This window comes from Aminobacterium sp. UBA4834 (assembly GCF_002400205.1).
GTDB lineage: Bacteria > Synergistota > Synergistia > Synergistales > Aminobacteriaceae > Aminobacterium > Aminobacterium mobile.
Map to the genome: position 1 here is coordinate 71,866 of NZ_DHFC01000006.1, position 18,480 is coordinate 90,345.

Sequence of the window (18,480 nt, forward strand, 5' to 3'; positions counted from 1 at the left end):
GCCTTTTTTAATTCCCTTAAGTGTCGTTGTTCTCATGTATCTCTTGTTTACTTATTCCCGACACGACTGGAACAAAGCGACAGTAGTCATACCAATTCTCTAACCATAGCCCCTCTCCCTTCTTCTCCATTACCAATAGACGCTGCAACCCTGGTTCTATTGAAAGGGGCAAAACTATTCGCCCCCCCATAGCAAGTTGTTCTTGCCACGGTTCTTCCACTATATCTGCCGCTGCCGTCACAAGGATTCCATCATATGGAGCTTTCGGAGCATATCCCTGTCGACCATCAGCAACAACGACCATTACGGAATATCCGAGCTGCGAAAGCACCTCTTCGGCCCTCTGTGCTAAAAATTCTATGCGTTCAAGAGAGACAACTGAGGCACCCATTTCCGCCAAAATAGCTGCTTGATATCCAGAACCTGTGCCTACCTCTAATACGCTCATTCCTTTAGATACTCTCAAAAGTTCCGTCATACGAGCAACCATATACGGTTGAGATATAGTTTGATTTTTACCAATGGGAAGAGGGGCATCAAAATAAGCAAGAGAAATATATTCGGGAAAAACAAAAAGATGTCTTGGAACTCGTTTCATCGCAGCAAGAACATGTTTATCTCTCACTCCACGACTCTCTATTTGAGTTGCTACCATAAAATCAGCTTCTTTACGCCAATCAAGATATGTCATGAACGCCACGCCACCCCCCTTGTGGAAATCTACTTTACCTTGCCATGACAAGAGCAGGAGCATTACAATAAGCACGATTGAAAGAAATGATGGAGGGACATATGAATGTATGAAGAAACAATACATATCCGTTTTTTTGAAGTGAATGGACAAGGGCAACTTAAATTAGGCCCCATTTTTAACTATCTTCAGGACATGGCCGATAAAGATGCCTCCCGAATGAACATCTCAATACCACAACTCATGGAGAAAGGGTATACATGGGTGCTTCATCGATACCACCTCGAAATGATACGATACCCAAAACTTGACGAAAGTCTCGTAATTCGCACGTGGCATTCCCCATTAAAGAACCTCTACTCTCTACGAGCTTTTGAGATTCGCACTCAATCTGGAGAAGCCCTCGGGAAAGCCGTAACATCTTGGATTATTATAGACTATAAAAGCCACAAACCGGTACGTCTTGACCGTCATGTCTCTTCCGAATACTATGAAGAAGTAGTTCCTTTTGAGTTCTCTTTTTCACCAATACCGCCTTTAAAACATATAGATTTAGAAGAGTCTTTTCCCGTCCGAATGCGGGATCTGGACATTAATAATCATGTAAACAACGCTGTATATGTAGAATGGGCTGCAGAAACAGTACCCACTGAAGTTTTGCAAACACAGAGGCCAGTGACGATAAACGTTATTTTTAAGGAACAACTCATGTATGGAGATGCTGCTATTGTACAAACCCAAAGGCAAAAAGCTTCAAACTCTTTTGACCATATTATTACCCGACAATCTGATGGAGCAGAAGTTTCAAGGATTCACACGCTATGGGAAAGAATCGAATAATATCTTCTAAGGACATTGAAAGAAATAAAATTAATCAAGAGTTGCTCTGCTGGTTTTGTCAAAATAAGAGGGACCTACCATGGCGCCATTGTTATCGTCCCTATGAGGTATGGATTTCAGAAATCATGTTACAACAGACACAAATGGATCGAGTGATTCCCTATTTTCTCCGCTGGATGGAGCGCTTCCCAAGTCTTCACGATATAGCAGAAGCACAAGAAGAAGAGGTCTTAAAATTCTGGGAAGGGCTAGGCTATTATTCTCGTGTTCGAAATATTCGCAAAGCAGCCCAAATGTTGCTATCTATGGGGTACGAAACAATTCCGCCAAACGAAAACATTCTCCGAGAATTACCTGGCATTGGGCCCTATACGGCTGGAGCCATTCTTAGTATTGCTTATAATATGCCCTATACAGCAATCGATGGGAATGTACGAAGAGTTCTTTCTCGAATAGCCGACATTGCTATACCTGTAAATGCTGGAGAGGGAAAGGTAACCGTAGATATCCTCGCTTCTCAACTTTTGCCCCACGATACCCCTAGAGATTTTAACCAGGCACTCATGGAGTTGGGAGCCCTTATATGTGTTCCACAATTTCCCCGATGTATTGATTGCCCAATTAGCCCCTTCTGCCAAGCGCACAAGACGGGAACAGAAAGAGAGAGACCCGTAGTTCTATATTCAGATAAACCTAAAAAAGTTGAAGCAGTAGCAGCACTTATTTTGTGTGAGGACATGCTATTACTTCGGCAAAGGCCTCTGGACGGCCCGTGGAGCAGGCTATGGGAATTGCCGTGGGGAATTAAAGATAGCAAAGAAGATTATCACGCCATTTTCAGGAAAGAACTGCCCGAAAAATGGATGGCTACGCAAAAATTTCACGAGATCGGATCTATACAACACTCGATAATGAATACTCGCATCCACCTCCAAGGCTATACAACATCTCTACCCTATGCTGTACCTGACCCCGTAAAAAAAACTTTTCACTGGATCAGCTTTGAAAACATATCAGCTCTTACATATCAGGCAGGGACTCGCAAACTTTTAGATCTCTTCTTTTCAAAAAAGAGATAAAAAGAGGGAATACTCCCGCACCGGCTGGAAGGGAAATTCTTGCTATGCACCAGTTAAAAAGAGAAATTCTTTATATCCACAAGAATCTTTTCACCGTTCTCAATTTTTACCTTGGCACCTTTCAGATTCTCCCCCTTATTTCCCACTTTCTTTTTTATATGTTCATCTTGTTGGGATGGCCTAAAAATAGCTCTGATAAGGCCTGACCATATATCTCCTTCTCTTCCCTTTTTAGGAAGGCGCACTTGCACAAAAAAGTGGTTGCTATTTACATGCACCTTAACATCTTTACTGTTTCCAGGTCCGCCAAGGCCCGGGATATTCAACGCTAAATGGATCATGGCCCCTTGGGGAAGATCCACGTCTCCCCGAATATGCAATTTATGTCCTTTAACTGCAATCTCTCGGATTTCCAGTACAGAAAAGTCGCTCGCCCAACTTACTGAAGCTCCCAACATTACAAGAAAAACGGCACAAAGAAATACTTTAAAAATATTTTTTACCATTTTTTTCACCTCTCTCGGTTCTCTCACCTAGAAACTTGTCTGATTCCGGCCATTCTTTTTAGCTCGATAGAGCGCTGTATCAGCAGCAAAAATAAACTCGTCAACAGAACTTGCCTTATTATACAATGCGACCCCAAGGCTTGCTGAAAGGAAGATTTCCCCAGAGCTAAAGGGACAACTTACAATTTTTTCCCTTACTCGCTCGGCTATTTTAAAAGCTTCATCTCGACTGGCTCCCGGCAATATAAGCAGAAATTCCTCCCCGCCATAGCGACCGACAACATCATATCTTCGAACTTGCTGAACAATACGAGAAGAAGCATCTCGAAGTACTTCATCGCCTATAAGGTGGCCATACGTATCGTTCACTTGTTTAAAATGATCGAGGTCAAGAAGAGCGATGCTTAAAGGGTGATCCTCTCTTTCAGACCGGGCTATCTCGATCTCTAAATGCTCAAAAACCGCCCGCCTGTTTAGAAGGCCTGTAAGAGTATCATGATCGGCATGAAAACGGAGAGCTTCCTGTAAATCAACTATACGTTTCCCAGCTCCCACACGAAGATGCAACTCCTGAGCATCGAAAGGCTTCGTAATATAGTCATCCGCTCCAGCTTCAAGACCTGTCAAAATATGTTTTTTTTCATCTCGCACTGTAAGCATTATCAAATACGTATAAATAGAGTTCCCTTTGGTTTGTTCACGCTCTCTCAATCTACGGCATATCTCTGGTCCTTCTAAACCTGACATAAGCCAATCAATAATAGCCAGTTTCGGCGCTTCCTCACCAGTGAGAATGTGCCAAGCTTCATCCCCATCTGCTGCAGTTAGAACTTCATATCCCCATTTTTGCAAAAGAGACTGGAGCATAAATCTCGACGTAACATCATCTTCTGCCACAAGAACTTTCATTGCTCTCCCTCGTTTGGGAGGCTATTCCATTTCACACGTAGCCTCCATAAATAATTTTATATGCGTCTCCAAAGATCGAAGGGCGTCTTGGAAGGGCCCTGATCCCATACATTCTGCTTCTTTTTCCAAAGCCTCTGCCTGAAGGCTTATGGAAGTAGCCCCGACATTAGCGCTTGCTCCTCGAATAGTATGGGCAAGTCGAGCAACTTCTCGAATTGCCCCCTTTTCCACAGATTCCAGCAAAGACTGAAAAAGCTTAGGAAGATCCTGTCGAAAAGTCTGAAGTATTTCTTTTAAGAGCTCTTCATCTCCACCCAATCTCTGCAAAAGCTCTTGCTTCTGAAAAACAAAAAGGGGCTTTTCTAGCTGTGTTATCAGCATATCCGCAAGCTCTTTCATCATGATGGGTTTTGTAAGATATCCGTCCATCCCTTTCAACAAACATCGCTTCTTCTCGCTTCCTTGGGCATTTGCTGTCATAGCCACTATGGGGATTCGATTATTTTTCCCACAGAGATTTGTCGACCGAATGGCCTGCGTCACCTCTAAACCATCCATTCCTGGCATTTGTATATCCATAAAAATAAGATCATATTCTTTTCGTCCAAGAACCTCCAAAGCTTCTTCCCCGCCAGAAACAGCCTCAGCCATACAGCCTAGCTTTCGAAGAAAGCCGAGTGCTACTTTTCTATTCGTCTCTGAATCTTCAACAACAAGAACGTAAGGCGTTTTAGAAAACATCACGGGCTGAGGAGACAACAAAGTTTCCTCCTCTTCTGCTGCTTCGGGAGGATCGTTCACGGGCCTTTCTCTTGTTTCTTTTAGCGGTAATGTAAACCAAAAAACCGAGCCATGATTCTCTTGTTTTTTTACCCCTACTGAACCACCCATCAGTTCGACGAGGTCTTTTACTATAGCTAGACCTAAACCTGTTCCTCCATATTTTCGGCTTGTGGAAGGATCAAGTTGAGTAAAAGAATGAAAAAGCTTCGGGAATTGATCCTCAGGAATTCCCACACCTGTATCCGAGACTTTAAAAAACAGCATGCGAGAACCCGAAATAGCCTCTGTTCGCTCTAGCACTTCAAGAGAAACATACCCGACATGAGTAAATTTTAACGCATTCCCCAATAAATTGGAAAGAATCTGTCGAATGCGTCCAGGATCTCCCACGCAAACAGATGGAACATCTTCGTGAACATGAACTCTCAATTCAAGCCTTTTTCGCTCTGCAAGAGGACGGATACTTTTTATAACGTCCTCGACAAGATTAAAGATAGAAATTGGAACCTCTTCTAGATCGATTTTCCCTGCTTCTATTTTAGAAAAATCAAGGATGTCATTAATGAGACGCAAAAGATTTTGAGCCTCTTTGAAAATAATTCGAACCATATCATGCGGTTCATCGTCAAGAGAAGAGTCAAGTAATAGACGAGCCATTCCAAGAATAGCATTCATAGGAGTGCGAATTTCATGACTCACATTGGCTAAAAAACGGTCTTTCGCCTGCACTGCCTGCTCCAACTGATGCTCTGACTCTTCTAACCGTTTGACCTTCATATTCAACTCTTCGTTCAGGCTGTTGATAAGGCTATAATATTCAGCATCTCTTAGCATGTTTGCGATGGAATTCAAAACCACCGTCAAAAAAGCATAAGAAATATCAAGAATCTCTGAAGGATCTTCATCTAGCAAGGCTACCATTAAGCCTAACGTTCGCCCTTGATTAATAATGGAGTGTAAAAGAAGAAACGAAGTGTCATCAGAAGAACGGATGACAACAGGTCTATTCCTATCAATAACCCATGCCACAGTCCTGTCCTCAATCAGATTATCTTTTTCTTTTTCAATAAAAGGGAACCTTTCCTGAGGGTCACAATAATAACAGGTGAAATCTAAACCATCCTCAGAGAAAAGGTAAAAGGCGATAGTTTTTACTTTTACAAAAAGGCGAACCCGCGTGGCAGCTTGCTGCAGGATAATCTCAACATCCATAGATCGGTTTAGCCCCGTAGTAAAGCCGGCAGAACTAATGGCAGCTTCCAGTACCTGTTGAACTGCCTTCTTTTCTTCTAATAAATTTCCCATTCTTTGTTCTAAAGATTCGATAGTTTGATAAGGATCCATTCTACTTCTCCATTTATCTATGCTACAAGGAAAATTTTCATAATCTCCGCAATCTGACGATCTCCTTGCACCAGAACCGTTTCCAACATACCCTTCGATAATCCCAAAAGCTCCCACATCTCTTTTGAAAAAGGAGGAACTATATAATTTCCGCTAGTCCCTATACGTGTAGCATTAGCTAAAAGATCAGCGGCACATATTATTACGGCATCTTTTTCATGATCCCCTGCATCCAGAGGTGAGTGATGATGGGCTACGAGAATTTGAATAGGTTCAGGTATATTCCATTCCCTTAGAAGAAGTCCTCCCAATTGTGCGTGATCAAAACCTAACCAACGGCACTCGGTTATTAACAGGGGTACCTTTTCCCTTTCTGCCTCTTCAATAGCACGGGTCATATATTGAGGAAGTTTCGTATAAAGTACCACTCGACCTATATCATGAAGCAATCCTGCAAGGAAGAAACGCTCTTCTGAAGGAAGACGTTTCATATAGGCAAGAAGTCTTGCAAAAACACCACATGCAATGGAATGTTTCCAAAAAGATTTCATATCTACATACGAAGAAGGTATATTTTTAAAAACATTTATCGTGGAGACAGCAAGAGCAAGAGATGTTAACTGATTAGCACCCACTATCGCAATAGCTCTGGACACTGATTGAATAGGAGATGGGAACCCATAAAAAGAACTATTCACAAGGCGCAGTAATCGGACAGTCAGGCTGGGATCTGTGCTTACAACTTTAGCAATATGAGTAGCCGAACTCACAGGAGAGTTCAGAACCTCTTGAATCTTAAAATAAATATCAGGGAAGGAAAAAAGACGGATCTCCCCTGTAACCAACTTGTCTAAAGAAGGCAGGGGCAACTTGCTTTCCGTACGCAAAAAGCCTGAACGTAGAGGCGATGCAAAATCTCGCTTCTCTTCATCTGGTAAAAGACGAGAAGGGAGCAAAAAAGCCATTCTTTTTACGCACAGTTGATAAAGCTCCTTCATTTCTTCTTCTAGGGAATCTACTGCAGGGAAATACTTTTCCACAAGATCTGTTGCGCGTTTTTGCTTATATTCTTCTATCTTTTGCTCCTCATGAATTTGGTGGTCATCAACACCCTCTACATCAACTTCAGTAATTCCCCAAATTTTAAATATCTGAACATATTGCACCTTCAGAGATGTCCCTTTCCCAAGAACAAACCGACCATTCGGAGCATGTACGTCGCTTTTAAGAACCATTCCTTCTCGTAGATTACCGACGCTTACGATCCCCATCGTTAGACTCTCCTTAACATTCACCCTTCTTATTTATTATACCTCATTGGCGTAAAAGGATTGTGTACCTTATGCACCCCAACATCACGTGAATATATTATCTGCTATACTACTCATATTATGAATAACTTCTCTTTATTACTAAACAACTTGAAACATAAAAACATTCTCGGAGTTAATCCTCCTGTATTTGACTTCGCCTATTTCGATTTTTGGGCTAAGCCGCTGGGGTTATTATATATACTAGAGTATTTAAGAAAACACGAAAACAATGTTTCTCTTCTTGATTGTATCTATGAAGGACGCGACAAGCCGAAAGGTTTTGGCCGCTATAAACCACAACGAAAGCAAATAAAAAAGCCCACCCCTTATCAACATATTCCACGAAAATATTATCATTTTGGGATAACAGAAGAAGCATTCGAAGAGAAGCTTTCTCAAATACAACAGCCCGATTTAATTCTTCTCACATCCGGAATGACCTATTGGTATCTCGGCGTAAAATGGTGCATTGACAGACTTAAAAAGTTCTTCCCTCACACACCAATATTGTTAGGAGGAATTTACGCCCAACTTTGTCCTGAACATGCTCAAACACTTGGCGCCGATGGGGTACAAACAGAACCATTCCTCCTTGAGAGCCCTTTTCCTGCACTTGATCTCTATGAAGAACCTGAATATGGAATAATAATGACTTCAAGAGGATGCCCTTTGCATTGTGAATACTGCGCATCAAAAAAACTTTGGCCCACATATCGACAGCGTTCACTTAAAGAAATTATGCGGGAAATTACCTTTCAAGATGGCATTTCCAGTGTAAAGGACATGGCTTTTTATGATGATGCTCTCTTAATAAATAAAGAACGGCATTTCTACCCTCTCTGCAATGAATTGCAGAAAAACTTTCATCATCTACATTACCATACCCCCAATGGTCTTCATGTTCGAGAAATTGACGAAACATGCGCTCATTATCTACGTGAAACTGGATTCAAAACCATCCGCCTCAGCTTAGAAAGCACGGATCCTGTAATACAACAGGCTAGCTCCAGTAAGGTATCAGACCATCAATACGTCAAAGCTGTGGGAAATTTATTAAAGGCTGGCTATACTCATCACGACATAGAAACATATATTCTCATTGGGCTACCAGAACAAAGCTATCAAAGTGTTTACAATGCTATTTCCTTTGTTCGTTCTTTAGGGGCCACTGTAAAAACTGCAGAATATTCGCCTATTCCTGGAACAGTCATGTTTGAAGACTGCGCAAAAAAGTTTCCCTTATTAAAAGAGGAGCCTCTCTATCAAAATAATACCGCTTACTGTGGATATGTTTCAGAAGACATCGCTCCTGAAGAGTTGCAACAGCTAAAGAACCTGGCTCACAAGGGGGCTTAGATATAATATAAAATAAAAAGAAGGTGGGAAAATGGGGAAAGTAATAGCGGAGTTAGTAGTTGTACCATTAGGGACAGGCTCCCCTAGTGTTAGCAGTTATGTTGCCAATGTAGAAAGAGTTCTTGCCACATTTAACTTAAAACAGGAGCTTACTCCCATGGGGACCATTCTTGAAGGCGATCTAGACGAGGTATTAAAAGCCGTAAAAGCAGCGCACGAAGTACCTTTTCATAAAGGGGCTCTTCGAGTATCTACATCACTAAAAATCGATGAACGTCGGGATAAAGACCTGTCTATGGAGGGGAAAATAGCGTCGGTAAAGCAAAAATTAAAGTAGCACATCTTCACCCCATAACAATAAAGATAGAAATGGAGGAGATGTGCGTTGTTCAAAATTATAAAGAAAAAGGGCCCCCTTCAACCCATTCGCTACGGCCCTTACATTGGTTTATGCGTTTTCTGTTGCTTGTTTATGATTTTTGGTATAGTTATGTCATCGTCCCCTGCCATATTGCTAAAAGGCATCTGCGCTATTATACAAGACCCAGATTATCTTATTAGCGACTATATAGGAATCGGTGACATTGGTGCTGCTTTTTTTAATAGTGGTCTTCTTACTTTCCTTATGACGGCTCTTCTGTTCTTTTTCAAAATCAACATTACCGGCATCTCTATCTCTTCTCTTTTAACAGTTTCTGGTTTTGCTCTATTTGGGAAAAACATCTTGAACGTTTGGCCCATAGTGTTAGGAGTTTATTTCTACTCTCTCTACCAAAAAGAACATTTCTCACGGTACATTTATATCGCTCTTTTTGGAACGGCTTTAGCCCCTCTTGTCAGCCACCTACTTTTCAGCTCCCTTTTACCTCTTTTATTGCGCCCATTAGCAAGCTTTATTTTAGGAATTTCTGTAGGAATGATGCTTCCTCCCCTCGTTTCTGCTTTTTTGCGTTTCCATCAAGGATACAACCTTTACAATGTAGGATTTGTAACAGGTGTTTTAGGGACAGTCTATGTATCTATTCTCCGTTCTTACGGGCTTTTAGTGGAGACCCGGATGATCTGGACTACTGGTAATAACAAGCTTTTAGGGACATTTTTCATCGCCATTTTTATTATCATGATTTGTACCGCTTTCACCCTTGACAGGTGGAGTAAGATAAAGTGGGTAATGGCTTATAGTGGACGTGCCGTGTCTGACTTTGTTATTTTAGAAGGATGGGGTGCTACCTTAATGAACATGGGGGCTATGGGACTTCTAGCCACCTTTTATATTCTTGTTATAGGTGGAGATCTTAATGGGCCTACCATAGGTGGCATCTTAACTGTAGTCGGATTTAGTGCCTTTGGGAAACATCCAAGAAATACCATCCCCATTATTTTAGGAATAGCACTAGGAGCCATAACGAAAAAATGGAGCCTCGCCGCTCCGCCCATTCAATTAGCCGCTTTGTTTGGAACAACTCTCGCACCTATTACAGGGGAATTTGGATGGAAATATGGAGTACTTGCGGGTTTTATCCATTCTTCTGTGGTTTTGAATGTAGGAATGCTCCACGCAGGATTTAACCTTTACAATAATGGATTTTCTGGAGGGCTAGTAGCTGCCGTACTGTTGCCGTTAATCGAAGCCTTTGCCGGAGGTGGTAAGAGATCATGAAACAGGAACGAATTCGAGTGACAAAAATGGCAGGGGAACTCATTAATGATTTTCTCACTTTTCTAGGTTGTAACAATATTAATCTTCATATTTGTGAGGATCCAGATGCTTTTCTCATTCACATAACAGGGGTATTTCAAGATCTATCAGAAGAGCGGTTACAAAGAATGAAAAATCTTCTCTGTCAACCTCGGAATTATGAGTTGGAAGAAATGTACTGGAGTCTTTCGAGCGAGAGAGATACAGATGCAGAATTACATCTAGTAGGCATTATGACTGATGAAGTGACGATATCAAGAGATCCGAAGAAAAAACTCTTATCTATTCACTTAGTTCGAAAAAAATAGAGCGGCGTATGCCGCTCTATTTTTACAATGTCTTGTTTGGAAGCGATTATGGCGGTTCTTCTACTCTCCAACCTAAACCACACAATGAAGTTATTTGTAAAGAACTCGGTTTCAAAAGAGAAAACCTTGAAGAAATATCTTCTAATGCTGGGCCTTGGTAAAACCTATTGACTCCTTGCCTAAAACGCTTATACTGTCGGAATGTTTTGCTTAAATATAAGCAAAATCGCGGGAGGAAAGCGTATATGAATCATCTTATAAAGGACTATGGAGTATATCTACCCATGTTAAGCACTACATTATTATGGGCTGGAGCATATATCTGCGGCAAATTAGGTGTTGATGAATTTATACCTTTACATCTGCTTTTTTTCCGTTTTCTTATAGCTTCTATTTTTATCTTTATCGTCATTGCTTTGCGAAAAAAAGGAGAATGGAAAATATCAACACATGACATTCCAATACTGTTCCTTCTTGGTTTTACAGGCGTTTTTGCAAATAACTTTTTCTTTTTTCTTGCGTTACTCTACACATCTGTAACAAATGCCGCGATTATTTTTGCTACAACACCGTTCATGACAGCTATTCTGGCCTTTGTCTTTCTTAAAGAACCTTTAGGGCTTAAAAATATATGTGCTTTGATAATAGCTCTTTCAGGTGTCGTTTTTCTCATTACAAACGGGGACATACACGCCCTACTTCATATGGACTTCAACATTGGAGATTTTTATGAAGTTGGAGCTTCTTTTGCCTTGGCCATTTTTACAATCATAAGCAGAAAGGTCGCCAACAATTATCCTCCAATAACTATGGTGAGCTACGAAAATCTTTTCTCTCTTATTATCACTATTCCATTTTTGTTGGTAACTGGTGCTTTCGATTTTCAAGTTACCCCTACATATAAAGGGTGGCTCTCCATTTTATATCTTGGAATATTTGCATCTGCCCTAGGTTATATCTTTCAACAAATTTCCATAAAAAGTATAGGAGCAAGTAAATCTGCTGCTTTCTTAAACCTAACTCCTTTTCTTTCCGTTCTGCTTGGAATGGTCTTCTTAAGAGAAAGTCTCTCTGCTGTGAAGATTATCAGCGGCATGTTGATTTTAGCTGGAATATACCTCAACTCTTATTCAACTTGTCGCTCTGTTCCTCGTGTCAAAAAGTGCCATAATAACTAGATGCATGGAGAAATAAGCAGCGGGGGGAATTTTAAATGTCAGGGAACATACGAAAAAATATAACACCGGGCCTTCGAGTTAAAATCGTTCAAAAGCAGCATCAAAGAACGGGACAGCTAACTGAAGGTATCGTTAAAGATCTCCTCACAAAAAGCCCGACGCATCCCCACGGGATAAAGGTTCGCCTAGAAAGTGGCATTGTAGGAAGAGTTCAGGAGATATTGGAGTAAGGTAAACAAGCCGTTTTTCGGGTTCCCGAAACGGCTTGTTTTATATAGCTCACCTAGAGGCTGCCAAGCTATCCGATAGTATGAGCAAAGCCACTATAAACAGCAATCTCGACAAAACACTTCAACAACTCTATAAGAATACCGAGAATGCTTCTTATCTAATCTATTGGCCAAGAAGCATATAGGAGTTCTAAAACTTTTGAGAGTTTAATCTTTATCTAAAAATTCTGCTTGGGATTGTCCAATAAACAGACTTGCTTTTTTACGATGATAAAACAAAAAAGCCATTTCGGGAAACCCGAAATGGCTTTGAATTATCTGGCTCCTCGGGCAGGACTCGAACCTGCAACCTAGTGGTTAACAGCCACCCGCTCTGCCGATTGAGCTACCGAGGAATGTCATTATATTAAACTGCCAAAATATATTATGGAGGCGGCACCCGGATTCGAACCGGGGATAAAGGATTTGCAGTCCTCTGCCTTACCACTTGGCTATGCCGCCACCATTGAAAAGTCTTTGGAGCGGAAGACGGGATTTGAACCCGCGACCCCAACCTTGGCAAGGTTGTGCTCTACCCCTGAGCTACTTCCGCATGTTGACGGTAAGTGGTGGCGGGACCCAGAATCGAACTGGGGACACGCGGATTTTCAGTCCGCTGCTCTACCTACTGAGCTATCCCGCCTTGTCCCTATCAAAGATAAAAAATGGCGGGGCCGACGAGACTCGAACTCGCGACCTTCGGCGTGACAGGCCGACGCTCTAACCAACTGAGCTACGACCCCACCACAATCTTTCACTCAAAGTCCTGGGTTTGGTTTTGGTGGGCGGAACAGGGTTCGAACCTGTGACCCCTTGCGTGTAAGGCAAGTGTTCTTCCGCTGAACTATCCGCCCCGTTCACCGCTCAACCAACGCGAAGGATAGTATATCTATGACTGCAGAATATGTCAACACCTTGACAAAAGGAATTTTGCTGCATTTTCTCCTAATAGATTATCTACCCCCTCTTTCTCTCCAAATATCTGATTAAAAATCTTTTTATACCTCTCAAAAGAGAGAATTGGGAAATCTGACCCATAAAACATTTTCTCTAATATTCCCGCACCTATTATGGCTTGAAAAATTTGTGGTTGATAGAGCCATGGAAGGGCTGCCGTATCATATCTGGCATTTTGAAGGTATTTCTTCATTTCCGGCATCAATTCATAAAGCCAAAGTCCGCCGCCAAAGTGAGCAAAAATAACTTTTGCTTCTGGATGGTTTATACAAAATTGAGCGGCTTCTTTAGGCCCTACATTTCCCTTCCCAGGATAATCATGGCCAACAGGTTCTGCCGTGTGAAAAAGAAGAGTCATTCCAGCCTCTTGAGAAGCACCGACAAAACGCCACGTCTGCCGAACATCATCGATGTTAAAGTGCTGCCCGCCTGGGAAAAGCTCCCCTACTCCTATAAGTCCTTCGTCGGCACACCGAAGTATTTCCTCCTCAGAACCTCTAGCTAAAGGAGGCACTACAGCAAACCCCTTCAAGCGATCAGGATATTTTTTGATACCTTCAATAACGTAATTATTACAATGACGGCATAACTCCAAATCCTTAAAAGCAAAACCGAATATCCACGATTGATCTATATCGTCCTCGTCCATTTGAACAATTACATCTTCTATCGTTGCCCACTTATGAACCTTTCCATGGGAAAGGAGTCCGAAGTAATCTTCTCTTTCAGATATTTTCTCGAAATCCTGTATTACATCTGGTGGATAAACGTGAACATGCGTATCAATAATCATCATTTTTCCATCCTTCCTCCGCTATCTTCCGACGTATTTGCGTAACAAATTGATGAGCCGCACGAGTAGGTTCGGGAAGTCGATACTTTATACACGCTTTCAAAACTAACTCTACCGATTTTTCAAGAGAAATTCGATGGCCAGGGCTTATGAATAGAGGTTTCACTCCATTTCTAGAGCGAAGAACGTACCCTACATGCTCTTCTTGATAGAATAATGGTGATCGACTCCCTTTCTCGTTCCCAGGATCATCATAAACGCCAACAAGGTGGCTTTTTGCCACCCCTATAGTCACAAAATTTGTAAGAACCCCAAAGTGAGAAGCAAGACCTATTCTCCGTGGATGGGCTATTCCCGCCCCATCAATCATCCAAAGGTCTGGGCTCAATTCCAAGCGCTCAAGAGCGGCAAAAAGTGCTGGAACCTCTCTATAAGAGAGTAAACCCGTTAAATAAGGGAAAGAAACTGGATATATTGCCCATGTATAGGAGATAGGAGAGAATGTTCCCCACTCCATGCAAACAATCCCCGCAATGGCCAATGCTTTTTTGCCTCGTCTGCTATACGCTACATCTACTCCCGCCACTGTGGTGAGCCGAAAAGGCTCATCGCGGATAGATACTTTTTCTGCAAGAAGTCGTTGTTCAGCTATCGCATGTTGAAAAGAATCAGGCACAATAAATTTCAAGGATACGCCCCCAACTATAAGTTAGCTACACTATACCTCTTTTGATGTTTTCTCGTCTAGAAAACAAAAGAGGCTGCCTCTTAAGTACAAGGGCAGCCTCCTCATCATTTTTAACAGTATGTGCAGACGTTCTACTTAACTTCGACTTCAGCTCCAGCCTCTTCAAACTTCTTTTTCAGCTCTTCAGCCTCGTCCTTGCTTACAGCTTCCTTTACAGGTTTAGGAGCGTTATCTACAAGCTCTTTAGCCTCTTTCAGGCCAAGGCCTGTAACTTCACGAACAACCTTAATTGTAGCAATCTTGTTAGAGCCAGCACCCTTCAAAACTACATCAAACTCGGTCTTCTCTTCCTCTGCAGCAGCTGCAGGGGCGGCGCCTGGCATCATCATGGGCATAGCCATGGCAGGAGCAGAAGCAGAAACTCCAAACTTATCCTCAAGAGCCTTTACGAGCTCAGAAAGCTCTAATACCGTCATACCTTCAATAGCCTGAATGATCTCTTCGTGGGTCATTTCTATTGTTCCTCCTTAATCAAAACTCTTCAAATTTAGTTTATATTCATTTTTAACATACCCATTCCCAATGGGGTATTACGCTACCCTTATTAGGCAGCCTGCTCTTTCTTCTCCTTGATCTGAGAGAGGCATGTGGCCAACCCTCTGATCGGGCCGGAAAGAACTGTAACAAGGCCAGACAAAGGAGCTGCGATGGTGCGAACCACCTGAGCAACAAGCACTTCCTTCGATGGGAGATCTGCCAAAGCTTCGACCTGGGCTACATTTAAAATAGAATCGCCCAAAACTCCACCCTTTAAGATAAAAGCCTTATTCGCTTTATCTTTAGCAAAGTCTTTAAACACCTTTGCGACAGCAACAGGATCGCTGTAAGCCATAGTATAAACGTTAGGGCCAGCCATAATATCTTCTGGAACAGGCATCTCTTCTTCTCGAAGAGCAATTTTCATGAGGGTATTTTTAGCTACCTTCATTTCGCCGTCAGCTGCTCTGACTTTAGCGCGAAGATCTGTAATCTGAGCTACAGTAAGACCTCTGTACTCTGCCACAAAAACTGCTTCGGTCTTGTTGAGCATTTCTTTCAACTCATCAACTAAATCATACTTAACTTTTGCAGGCATGTGTTCACCTCCTCTTCAAAAAAAATCTCCCGCCCCATCTAGGTCGGGAGATTCTAACATTACAAAAGATAACGTATCTTTCAAAGATAACACTTATCCTTGGCATGTAACCTCCAAACCTCGGTGGGTGGATTACTCCATTAGACGCTTGAAGCGCGCCCACTGTCTTAGGCTTGTCAAAATATCTTATTTAATTGTAGTTTTCTTATGCTTCCGCAGCTATTTCTTTCGCAGCAGCTATAGGATCTATCTTTATGCCAACACCCATAGTAGGGGCGATATAAAAGCTCTTTACATAGGTACCTTTCACTGAAGCAGGGCGAGCCTTTACAATCGTCTGATACAAAGCCTTTACATTCTCATACAGCTGTTGAGCCTCGAAGCTCTTCTTCCCTACCATATTATGAATTATAGCAGCCTTATCAACACGGAACTCCACACGACCAGCCTTAATTTCTTTCACGGCATCAGCTATATCGAAGGTTACTGTACCCGTCTTAGCACTTGGCATTAGACCCCGTGGCCCTAAAATTTTCCCCAAGCGACCTACATTTTTCATCATATCTGGAGTAGCAATTACCGCGTCGAAATCAAGCCAACCTGTACTAATCTTCTGAATCAAATCATCTCCGCCGACAAAGTCCGCGCCTGCCTCTTCAGCTTCCTTAACCTTTTCTCCGGCAGCAAGAACCAGCACTCTTTTAGTAACTCCCGTACCATGGGGTAAAATTACCGTCCCACGAACTTGCTGGTCTGCATGGCGGGGATCGACGCCGAGACGGATATGAACTTCGAGGCTTTCATCAAACTTCGCAGTAGAAACTTCTTTAAAAAGATCGATGGCCTCTCGCAATCCGTACAGTTTCGTGCTGTCTACTTTTTCCCTTATAGCTAAATAACGTTTACCTCTTTTTGCCATTTTAAAGTCCCTCCTCGTGGTCATAGCGGGTCTGGCCGACCCTGCCACAATCGCTAAACAAAAAAACTAGCCGACGATTTCAATCCCCATTGAACGAGCTGTGCCTTCTACCATGCGCATAGCCGCATCCACATCATTGGCATTCAAATCTGCTTTTTTAAGCTCAGCTATCTCTCTCACCTTATCGCGGCTCACCTTTGCCACCTTTACCTTATCGGGCTCACCAGACGCCCGTTCAATCCCCGCAGCCTTCTTCAACAAAACACTTGCAGGGGGAGTTTTAAGGATAAAAGTGAAACTCCTGTCAGCATATACCGTCAAAATAGCCGGGATAATCATCCCTGCCTGATCTGAAGTTTTGGCGTTAAACTGCTTACAAAACTCCATAATATTCACGCCATGCTGACCAAGAGCCGGCCCTACAGGGGGAGCCGGGGTGGCCTTACCTGCAGGCAACTGCAACTTGATCTGCGCAACTACTTTCTTTGCCATTACCGCTATCTCCTCTCGTTACTGCAAAGCTCTCCTCCGCCTTTTAAACAAAGAGTTAGAAGAGCGCCCGCTTTAGGTTCTATATATACTTAGAGCTTCTCCAGCTCCATATAGTCAGTTTCCACGACAGTCTCCCGTCCAAAGACCGTCACTGTAAATTTTACCTTCCCTTTTTCAGGAACAATCTCCACTACAGGGCCTACTTGCCCTTCAAAAGGACCGCTCTTCACCTTTACAATATCCCCAATTTTAAGGTTCATCTCAATCTTAGGTTTAGCTTGATCCTTCCCAATCTTGCTCATAATTTCTTTTACTTCTTTTTCAGAAAGAGGAATAGGGTGATTTCCTGCTCCAACAAAACCTGTAACACCAGGAGTATGGCGGACGACATACCAAGATTGATCGTTCAGCTTCATCTCCACAAGCACATAGCTCGGATAAAGTTTCCGTGTCACTTTTTTACTTTTGCCATCTTTTACGAAAACACGCTCTTCCACCGGGACTAGGACACTAAAAATCTCTTCATCCATACCCATCGTCGCTATTCTCTGCTCGAGATTAGCTTTAACCCTGTTTTCGTACCCAGCATAAGTCTGAACGATATACCAGCGCCGCTCAACATTACTTTCCATCACACAATGGGGGGTCGGACGGGCCCCCTCACCTCCCTGCTTTCTATTTACGTTACTTGTGGCGTAGCATTCTTACTGGTATCACTAACCAATAAGCCTCGACAAAAGACCCGTTAACGCTAAATCAATAACGCCGAGATATGCAGCAACAAAAAGGGTAAATACTATTACTACCAGAGTTGAATACCACACCTGTTTCTTCCCTGGCCACGTTACTTTCTTAAGCTCGGCTCTTGCTTCACGCACGAAGCTGAGGATTTTTTCCATAACCTCGGCCTCCTATCTTTAAACAAAAAAAATGGCAGGCCCGGCAGGACTCGAACCTGCAACCCCCGGTTTTGGAGACCAGTGCTCTGCCAATTGAGCTACGGACCTGCGAGCAGCGTATATTCTACACTACTTAGTTTCTTTATGCAAGGTGTGTTTATCGCACCACTTGCAATATTTGTTAAGTTCCAGTTTCTTTGATTGTTTTTTCTTATTCACTGTGGTCGTGTAATTTCTCTGCTTACACTCAGTGCACTGCAAACCTACAATATCTGCCATAAAAATTCCCTTCTTCCCAATTACCCAAGAATTTCAGTTACAA

At 42.4% G+C, this 18,480-nt stretch carries 22 protein-coding genes, 7 tRNA genes and 1 other annotated feature; of the genes, 8 read left to right on the top strand and 21 right to left on the bottom strand.

Translation table 11 applies throughout. The features are described 5' to 3' along the window. Positions 1-16: 16 nt before the first annotated feature. On the bottom strand, positions 17-691 hold the full coding sequence (locus B3L97_RS02730) for a protein-L-isoaspartate(D-aspartate) O-methyltransferase (RefSeq protein ID WP_286933757.1): 675 nt from the start codon (positions 689-691) through the stop codon (positions 17-19). A gap of 105 nt (positions 692-796) precedes the next feature. On the opposite strand from B3L97_RS02730, the gene B3L97_RS02735 reads away from it, so the two are divergent. Together B3L97_RS02735 and mutY are read left to right on the top strand one after the other, a co-directional pair. Continuing rightward, positions 797-1,531, top strand: a complete 735-nt coding sequence (locus B3L97_RS02735; protein WP_286846445.1) for an acyl-[acyl-carrier-protein] thioesterase — start codon at positions 797-799, stop codon at positions 1,529-1,531. Then, positions 1,513-2,610, top strand: coding sequence for an A/G-specific adenine glycosylase (gene mutY, locus B3L97_RS02740; protein ID WP_024823009.1), 1,098 nt, complete (start codon positions 1,513-1,515; stop codon positions 2,608-2,610). The genes B3L97_RS02735 and mutY overlap by 19 nt, the downstream gene beginning before the upstream one ends. A 53-nt stretch (positions 2,611-2,663) precedes the next feature. Here the strand turns inward: mutY and B3L97_RS02745 are convergent, their stop codons facing one another. From B3L97_RS02745 to B3L97_RS02760, 4 genes are read right to left on the bottom strand one after another with little or no spacing between them, the layout of a single operon-like run. Further along, positions 2,664-3,116: a hypothetical protein gene (locus B3L97_RS02745; protein WP_286846449.1), complete on the bottom strand. Its 453-nt coding sequence runs from the start codon at positions 3,114-3,116 to the stop codon at positions 2,664-2,666. A gap of 27 nt (positions 3,117-3,143) precedes the next feature. Beyond that, positions 3,144-4,025, bottom strand: a complete 882-nt coding sequence (locus B3L97_RS02750; protein ID WP_286933767.1) for a GGDEF domain-containing response regulator — start codon at positions 4,023-4,025, stop codon at positions 3,144-3,146. 21 nt (positions 4,026-4,046) lie between these two features. Continuing rightward, positions 4,047-6,152, bottom strand: a complete 2,106-nt coding sequence (locus tag B3L97_RS02755; RefSeq protein WP_286933772.1) for a GAF domain-containing hybrid sensor histidine kinase/response regulator — start codon at positions 6,150-6,152, stop codon at positions 4,047-4,049. A 17-nt stretch (positions 6,153-6,169) separates the two neighbouring features. Beyond that, positions 6,170-7,423 (bottom strand): HDOD domain-containing protein, encoded by a 1,254-nt coding sequence (locus B3L97_RS02760; RefSeq protein ID WP_286846454.1) that lies wholly within the window; start codon positions 7,421-7,423, stop codon positions 6,170-6,172. A 150-nt stretch (positions 7,424-7,573) separates the two neighbouring features. Here B3L97_RS02760 and B3L97_RS02765 point away from each other — a divergent pair, with 150 nt between their 5' ends. The 6 genes from B3L97_RS02765 (at position 7,574) to B3L97_RS02790 (ending at position 12,236) form a co-directional block, all read left to right on the top strand. Further along, complete coding sequence (locus tag B3L97_RS02765; RefSeq protein WP_286933776.1) at positions 7,574-8,821, top strand: B12-binding domain-containing radical SAM protein; 1,248 nt, start codon at positions 7,574-7,576, stop codon at positions 8,819-8,821. 31 nt (positions 8,822-8,852) lie between these two features. Further along, on the top strand, positions 8,853-9,158 hold the full coding sequence (locus B3L97_RS02770) for an MTH1187 family thiamine-binding protein (RefSeq protein ID WP_286846458.1): 306 nt from the start codon (positions 8,853-8,855) through the stop codon (positions 9,156-9,158). Between the two features lie 48 nt (positions 9,159-9,206). Beyond that, on the top strand, positions 9,207-10,481 hold the full coding sequence (locus B3L97_RS02775) for a DUF1576 domain-containing protein (RefSeq protein ID WP_286846461.1): 1,275 nt from the start codon (positions 9,207-9,209) through the stop codon (positions 10,479-10,481). Beyond that, positions 10,478-10,828 (top strand): hypothetical protein, encoded by a 351-nt coding sequence (locus B3L97_RS02780; RefSeq protein WP_024823017.1) that lies wholly within the window; start codon positions 10,478-10,480, stop codon positions 10,826-10,828. The genes B3L97_RS02775 and B3L97_RS02780 overlap by 4 nt, the downstream gene beginning before the upstream one ends. Positions 10,829-11,073: 245 nt before the next feature. Then, positions 11,074-12,006 carry a DMT family transporter gene (locus tag B3L97_RS02785; protein WP_024823018.1) on the top strand — a complete coding sequence of 311 codons (933 nt, stop codon included), beginning with the start codon at positions 11,074-11,076 and terminating at the stop codon, positions 12,004-12,006. A gap of 35 nt (positions 12,007-12,041) precedes the next feature. Continuing rightward, positions 12,042-12,236 carry a YwbE family protein gene (locus B3L97_RS02790; RefSeq protein ID WP_024823019.1) on the top strand — a complete coding sequence of 65 codons (195 nt, stop codon included), beginning with the start codon at positions 12,042-12,044 and terminating at the stop codon, positions 12,234-12,236. Between the two features lie 319 nt (positions 12,237-12,555). Here the strand turns inward: B3L97_RS02790 and B3L97_RS02795 are convergent. From B3L97_RS02795 to rpmG, 16 genes are all read right to left on the bottom strand, one after another. Further along, a tRNA-Asn gene (locus B3L97_RS02795) sits at positions 12,556-12,631 on the bottom strand. A gap of 32 nt (positions 12,632-12,663) precedes the next feature. Then, positions 12,664-12,737 (bottom strand) — tRNA-Cys (locus B3L97_RS02800). A gap of 16 nt (positions 12,738-12,753) precedes the next feature. Continuing rightward, positions 12,754-12,828: transfer RNA gene (locus B3L97_RS02805), tRNA-Gly, on the bottom strand. 14 nt (positions 12,829-12,842) lie between these two features. Next, positions 12,843-12,918: transfer RNA gene (locus B3L97_RS02810), tRNA-Phe, on the bottom strand. Positions 12,919-12,941: 23 nt separating this feature from the next. Continuing rightward, positions 12,942-13,018 (bottom strand) — tRNA-Asp (locus B3L97_RS02815). A gap of 36 nt (positions 13,019-13,054) precedes the next feature. Beyond that, positions 13,055-13,129: transfer RNA gene (locus B3L97_RS02820), tRNA-Val, on the bottom strand. Between the two features lie 53 nt (positions 13,130-13,182). Continuing rightward, positions 13,183-14,025: an amidohydrolase family protein gene (locus tag B3L97_RS02825; protein WP_024823020.1), complete on the bottom strand. Its 843-nt coding sequence runs from the start codon at positions 14,023-14,025 to the stop codon at positions 13,183-13,185. Then, entirely contained in the window at positions 14,015-14,713 is a 699-nt protein-coding gene (gene nfi, locus B3L97_RS02830; RefSeq protein ID WP_024823021.1) for a deoxyribonuclease V, read from the bottom strand. Before nfi ends, B3L97_RS02825 begins: the two co-directional genes overlap by 11 nt. Before the next feature lie 131 nt (positions 14,714-14,844). Further along, positions 14,845-15,225, bottom strand: coding sequence for a 50S ribosomal protein L7/L12 (gene rplL / locus B3L97_RS02835; RefSeq protein WP_024823022.1), 381 nt, complete (start codon positions 15,223-15,225; stop codon positions 14,845-14,847). A gap of 92 nt (positions 15,226-15,317) precedes the next feature. Beyond that, positions 15,318-15,848, bottom strand: coding sequence for a 50S ribosomal protein L10 (gene rplJ, locus B3L97_RS02840; protein WP_024823023.1), 531 nt, complete (start codon positions 15,846-15,848; stop codon positions 15,318-15,320). Positions 15,849-15,858: 10 nt separating this feature from the next. Further along, positions 15,859-16,038 (bottom strand) — a sequence feature (ribosomal protein L10 leader region). Between the two features lie 15 nt (positions 16,039-16,053). After that, the gene (gene rplA / locus B3L97_RS02845) at positions 16,054-16,767 is read right to left on the bottom strand and encodes a 50S ribosomal protein L1 (protein WP_024823024.1); all 714 of its coding nucleotides are present in this window, start codon (positions 16,765-16,767) and stop codon (positions 16,054-16,056) included. Between the two features lie 66 nt (positions 16,768-16,833). Further along, positions 16,834-17,259, bottom strand: coding sequence for a 50S ribosomal protein L11 (gene rplK, locus B3L97_RS02850; RefSeq protein ID WP_024823025.1), 426 nt, complete (start codon positions 17,257-17,259; stop codon positions 16,834-16,836). Positions 17,260-17,348: 89 nt separating this feature from the next. Continuing rightward, the gene (nusG, locus tag B3L97_RS02855) at positions 17,349-17,891 is read right to left on the bottom strand and encodes a transcription termination/antitermination protein NusG (RefSeq protein WP_024823026.1); all 543 of its coding nucleotides are present in this window, start codon (positions 17,889-17,891) and stop codon (positions 17,349-17,351) included. Between the two features lie 84 nt (positions 17,892-17,975). Beyond that, positions 17,976-18,158 (bottom strand): preprotein translocase subunit SecE, encoded by a 183-nt coding sequence (gene secE / locus B3L97_RS02860; protein WP_024823027.1) that lies wholly within the window; start codon positions 18,156-18,158, stop codon positions 17,976-17,978. Between the two features lie 32 nt (positions 18,159-18,190). Continuing rightward, a tRNA-Trp gene (locus tag B3L97_RS02865) sits at positions 18,191-18,266 on the bottom strand. Between the two features lie 21 nt (positions 18,267-18,287). After that, positions 18,288-18,437 (bottom strand): 50S ribosomal protein L33, encoded by a 150-nt coding sequence (gene rpmG, locus B3L97_RS02870; RefSeq protein ID WP_024823028.1) that lies wholly within the window; start codon positions 18,435-18,437, stop codon positions 18,288-18,290. Positions 18,438-18,480 lie beyond the last annotated feature (43 nt).

Coding starts and splice junctions, on each gene's coding strand:
- B3L97_RS02730 (WP_286933757.1), bottom strand. CDS start 691: ATGACATATCTTGATTGGCGTAAAGAAGCTGATTTTATGGTAGCAACT.
- B3L97_RS02780 (WP_024823017.1), top strand. CDS start 10,478: ATGAAACAGGAACGAATTCGAGTGACAAAAATGGCAGGGGAACTCATT.
- rpmG (WP_024823028.1), bottom strand. CDS start 18,437: ATGGCAGATATTGTAGGTTTGCAGTGCACTGAGTGTAAGCAGAGAAAT.
- B3L97_RS02825 (WP_024823020.1), bottom strand. CDS start 14,025: ATGATTATTGATACGCATGTTCACGTTTATCCACCAGATGTAATACAG.
- mutY (WP_024823009.1), top strand. CDS start 1,513: ATGGGAAAGAATCGAATAATATCTTCTAAGGACATTGAAAGAAATAAA.
- rplL (WP_024823022.1), bottom strand. CDS start 15,225: ATGACCCACGAAGAGATCATTCAGGCTATTGAAGGTATGACGGTATTA.
- B3L97_RS02735 (WP_286846445.1), top strand. CDS start 797: ATGTATGAAGAAACAATACATATCCGTTTTTTTGAAGTGAATGGACAA.
- rplK (WP_024823025.1), bottom strand. CDS start 17,259: ATGGCAAAGAAAGTAGTTGCGCAGATCAAGTTGCAGTTGCCTGCAGGT.
- rplA (WP_024823024.1), bottom strand. CDS start 16,767: ATGGCAAAAAGAGGTAAACGTTATTTAGCTATAAGGGAAAAAGTAGAC.
- B3L97_RS02750 (WP_286933767.1), bottom strand. CDS start 4,025: ATGAAAGTTCTTGTGGCAGAAGATGATGTTACGTCGAGATTTATGCTC.
- nusG (WP_024823026.1), bottom strand. CDS start 17,891: ATGGAAAGTAATGTTGAGCGGCGCTGGTATATCGTTCAGACTTATGCT.
- B3L97_RS02770 (WP_286846458.1), top strand. CDS start 8,853: ATGGGGAAAGTAATAGCGGAGTTAGTAGTTGTACCATTAGGGACAGGC.
- B3L97_RS02755 (WP_286933772.1), bottom strand. CDS start 6,152: ATGGATCCTTATCAAACTATCGAATCTTTAGAACAAAGAATGGGAAAT.
- B3L97_RS02785 (WP_024823018.1), top strand. CDS start 11,074: ATGAATCATCTTATAAAGGACTATGGAGTATATCTACCCATGTTAAGC.
- B3L97_RS02745 (WP_286846449.1), bottom strand. CDS start 3,116: ATGGTAAAAAATATTTTTAAAGTATTTCTTTGTGCCGTTTTTCTTGTA.
- rplJ (WP_024823023.1), bottom strand. CDS start 15,848: ATGCCTGCAAAAGTTAAGTATGATTTAGTTGATGAGTTGAAAGAAATG.
- B3L97_RS02760 (WP_286846454.1), bottom strand. CDS start 7,423: ATGGGGATCGTAAGCGTCGGTAATCTACGAGAAGGAATGGTTCTTAAA.
- secE (WP_024823027.1), bottom strand. CDS start 18,158: ATGGAAAAAATCCTCAGCTTCGTGCGTGAAGCAAGAGCCGAGCTTAAG.
- B3L97_RS02790 (WP_024823019.1), top strand. CDS start 12,042: ATGTCAGGGAACATACGAAAAAATATAACACCGGGCCTTCGAGTTAAA.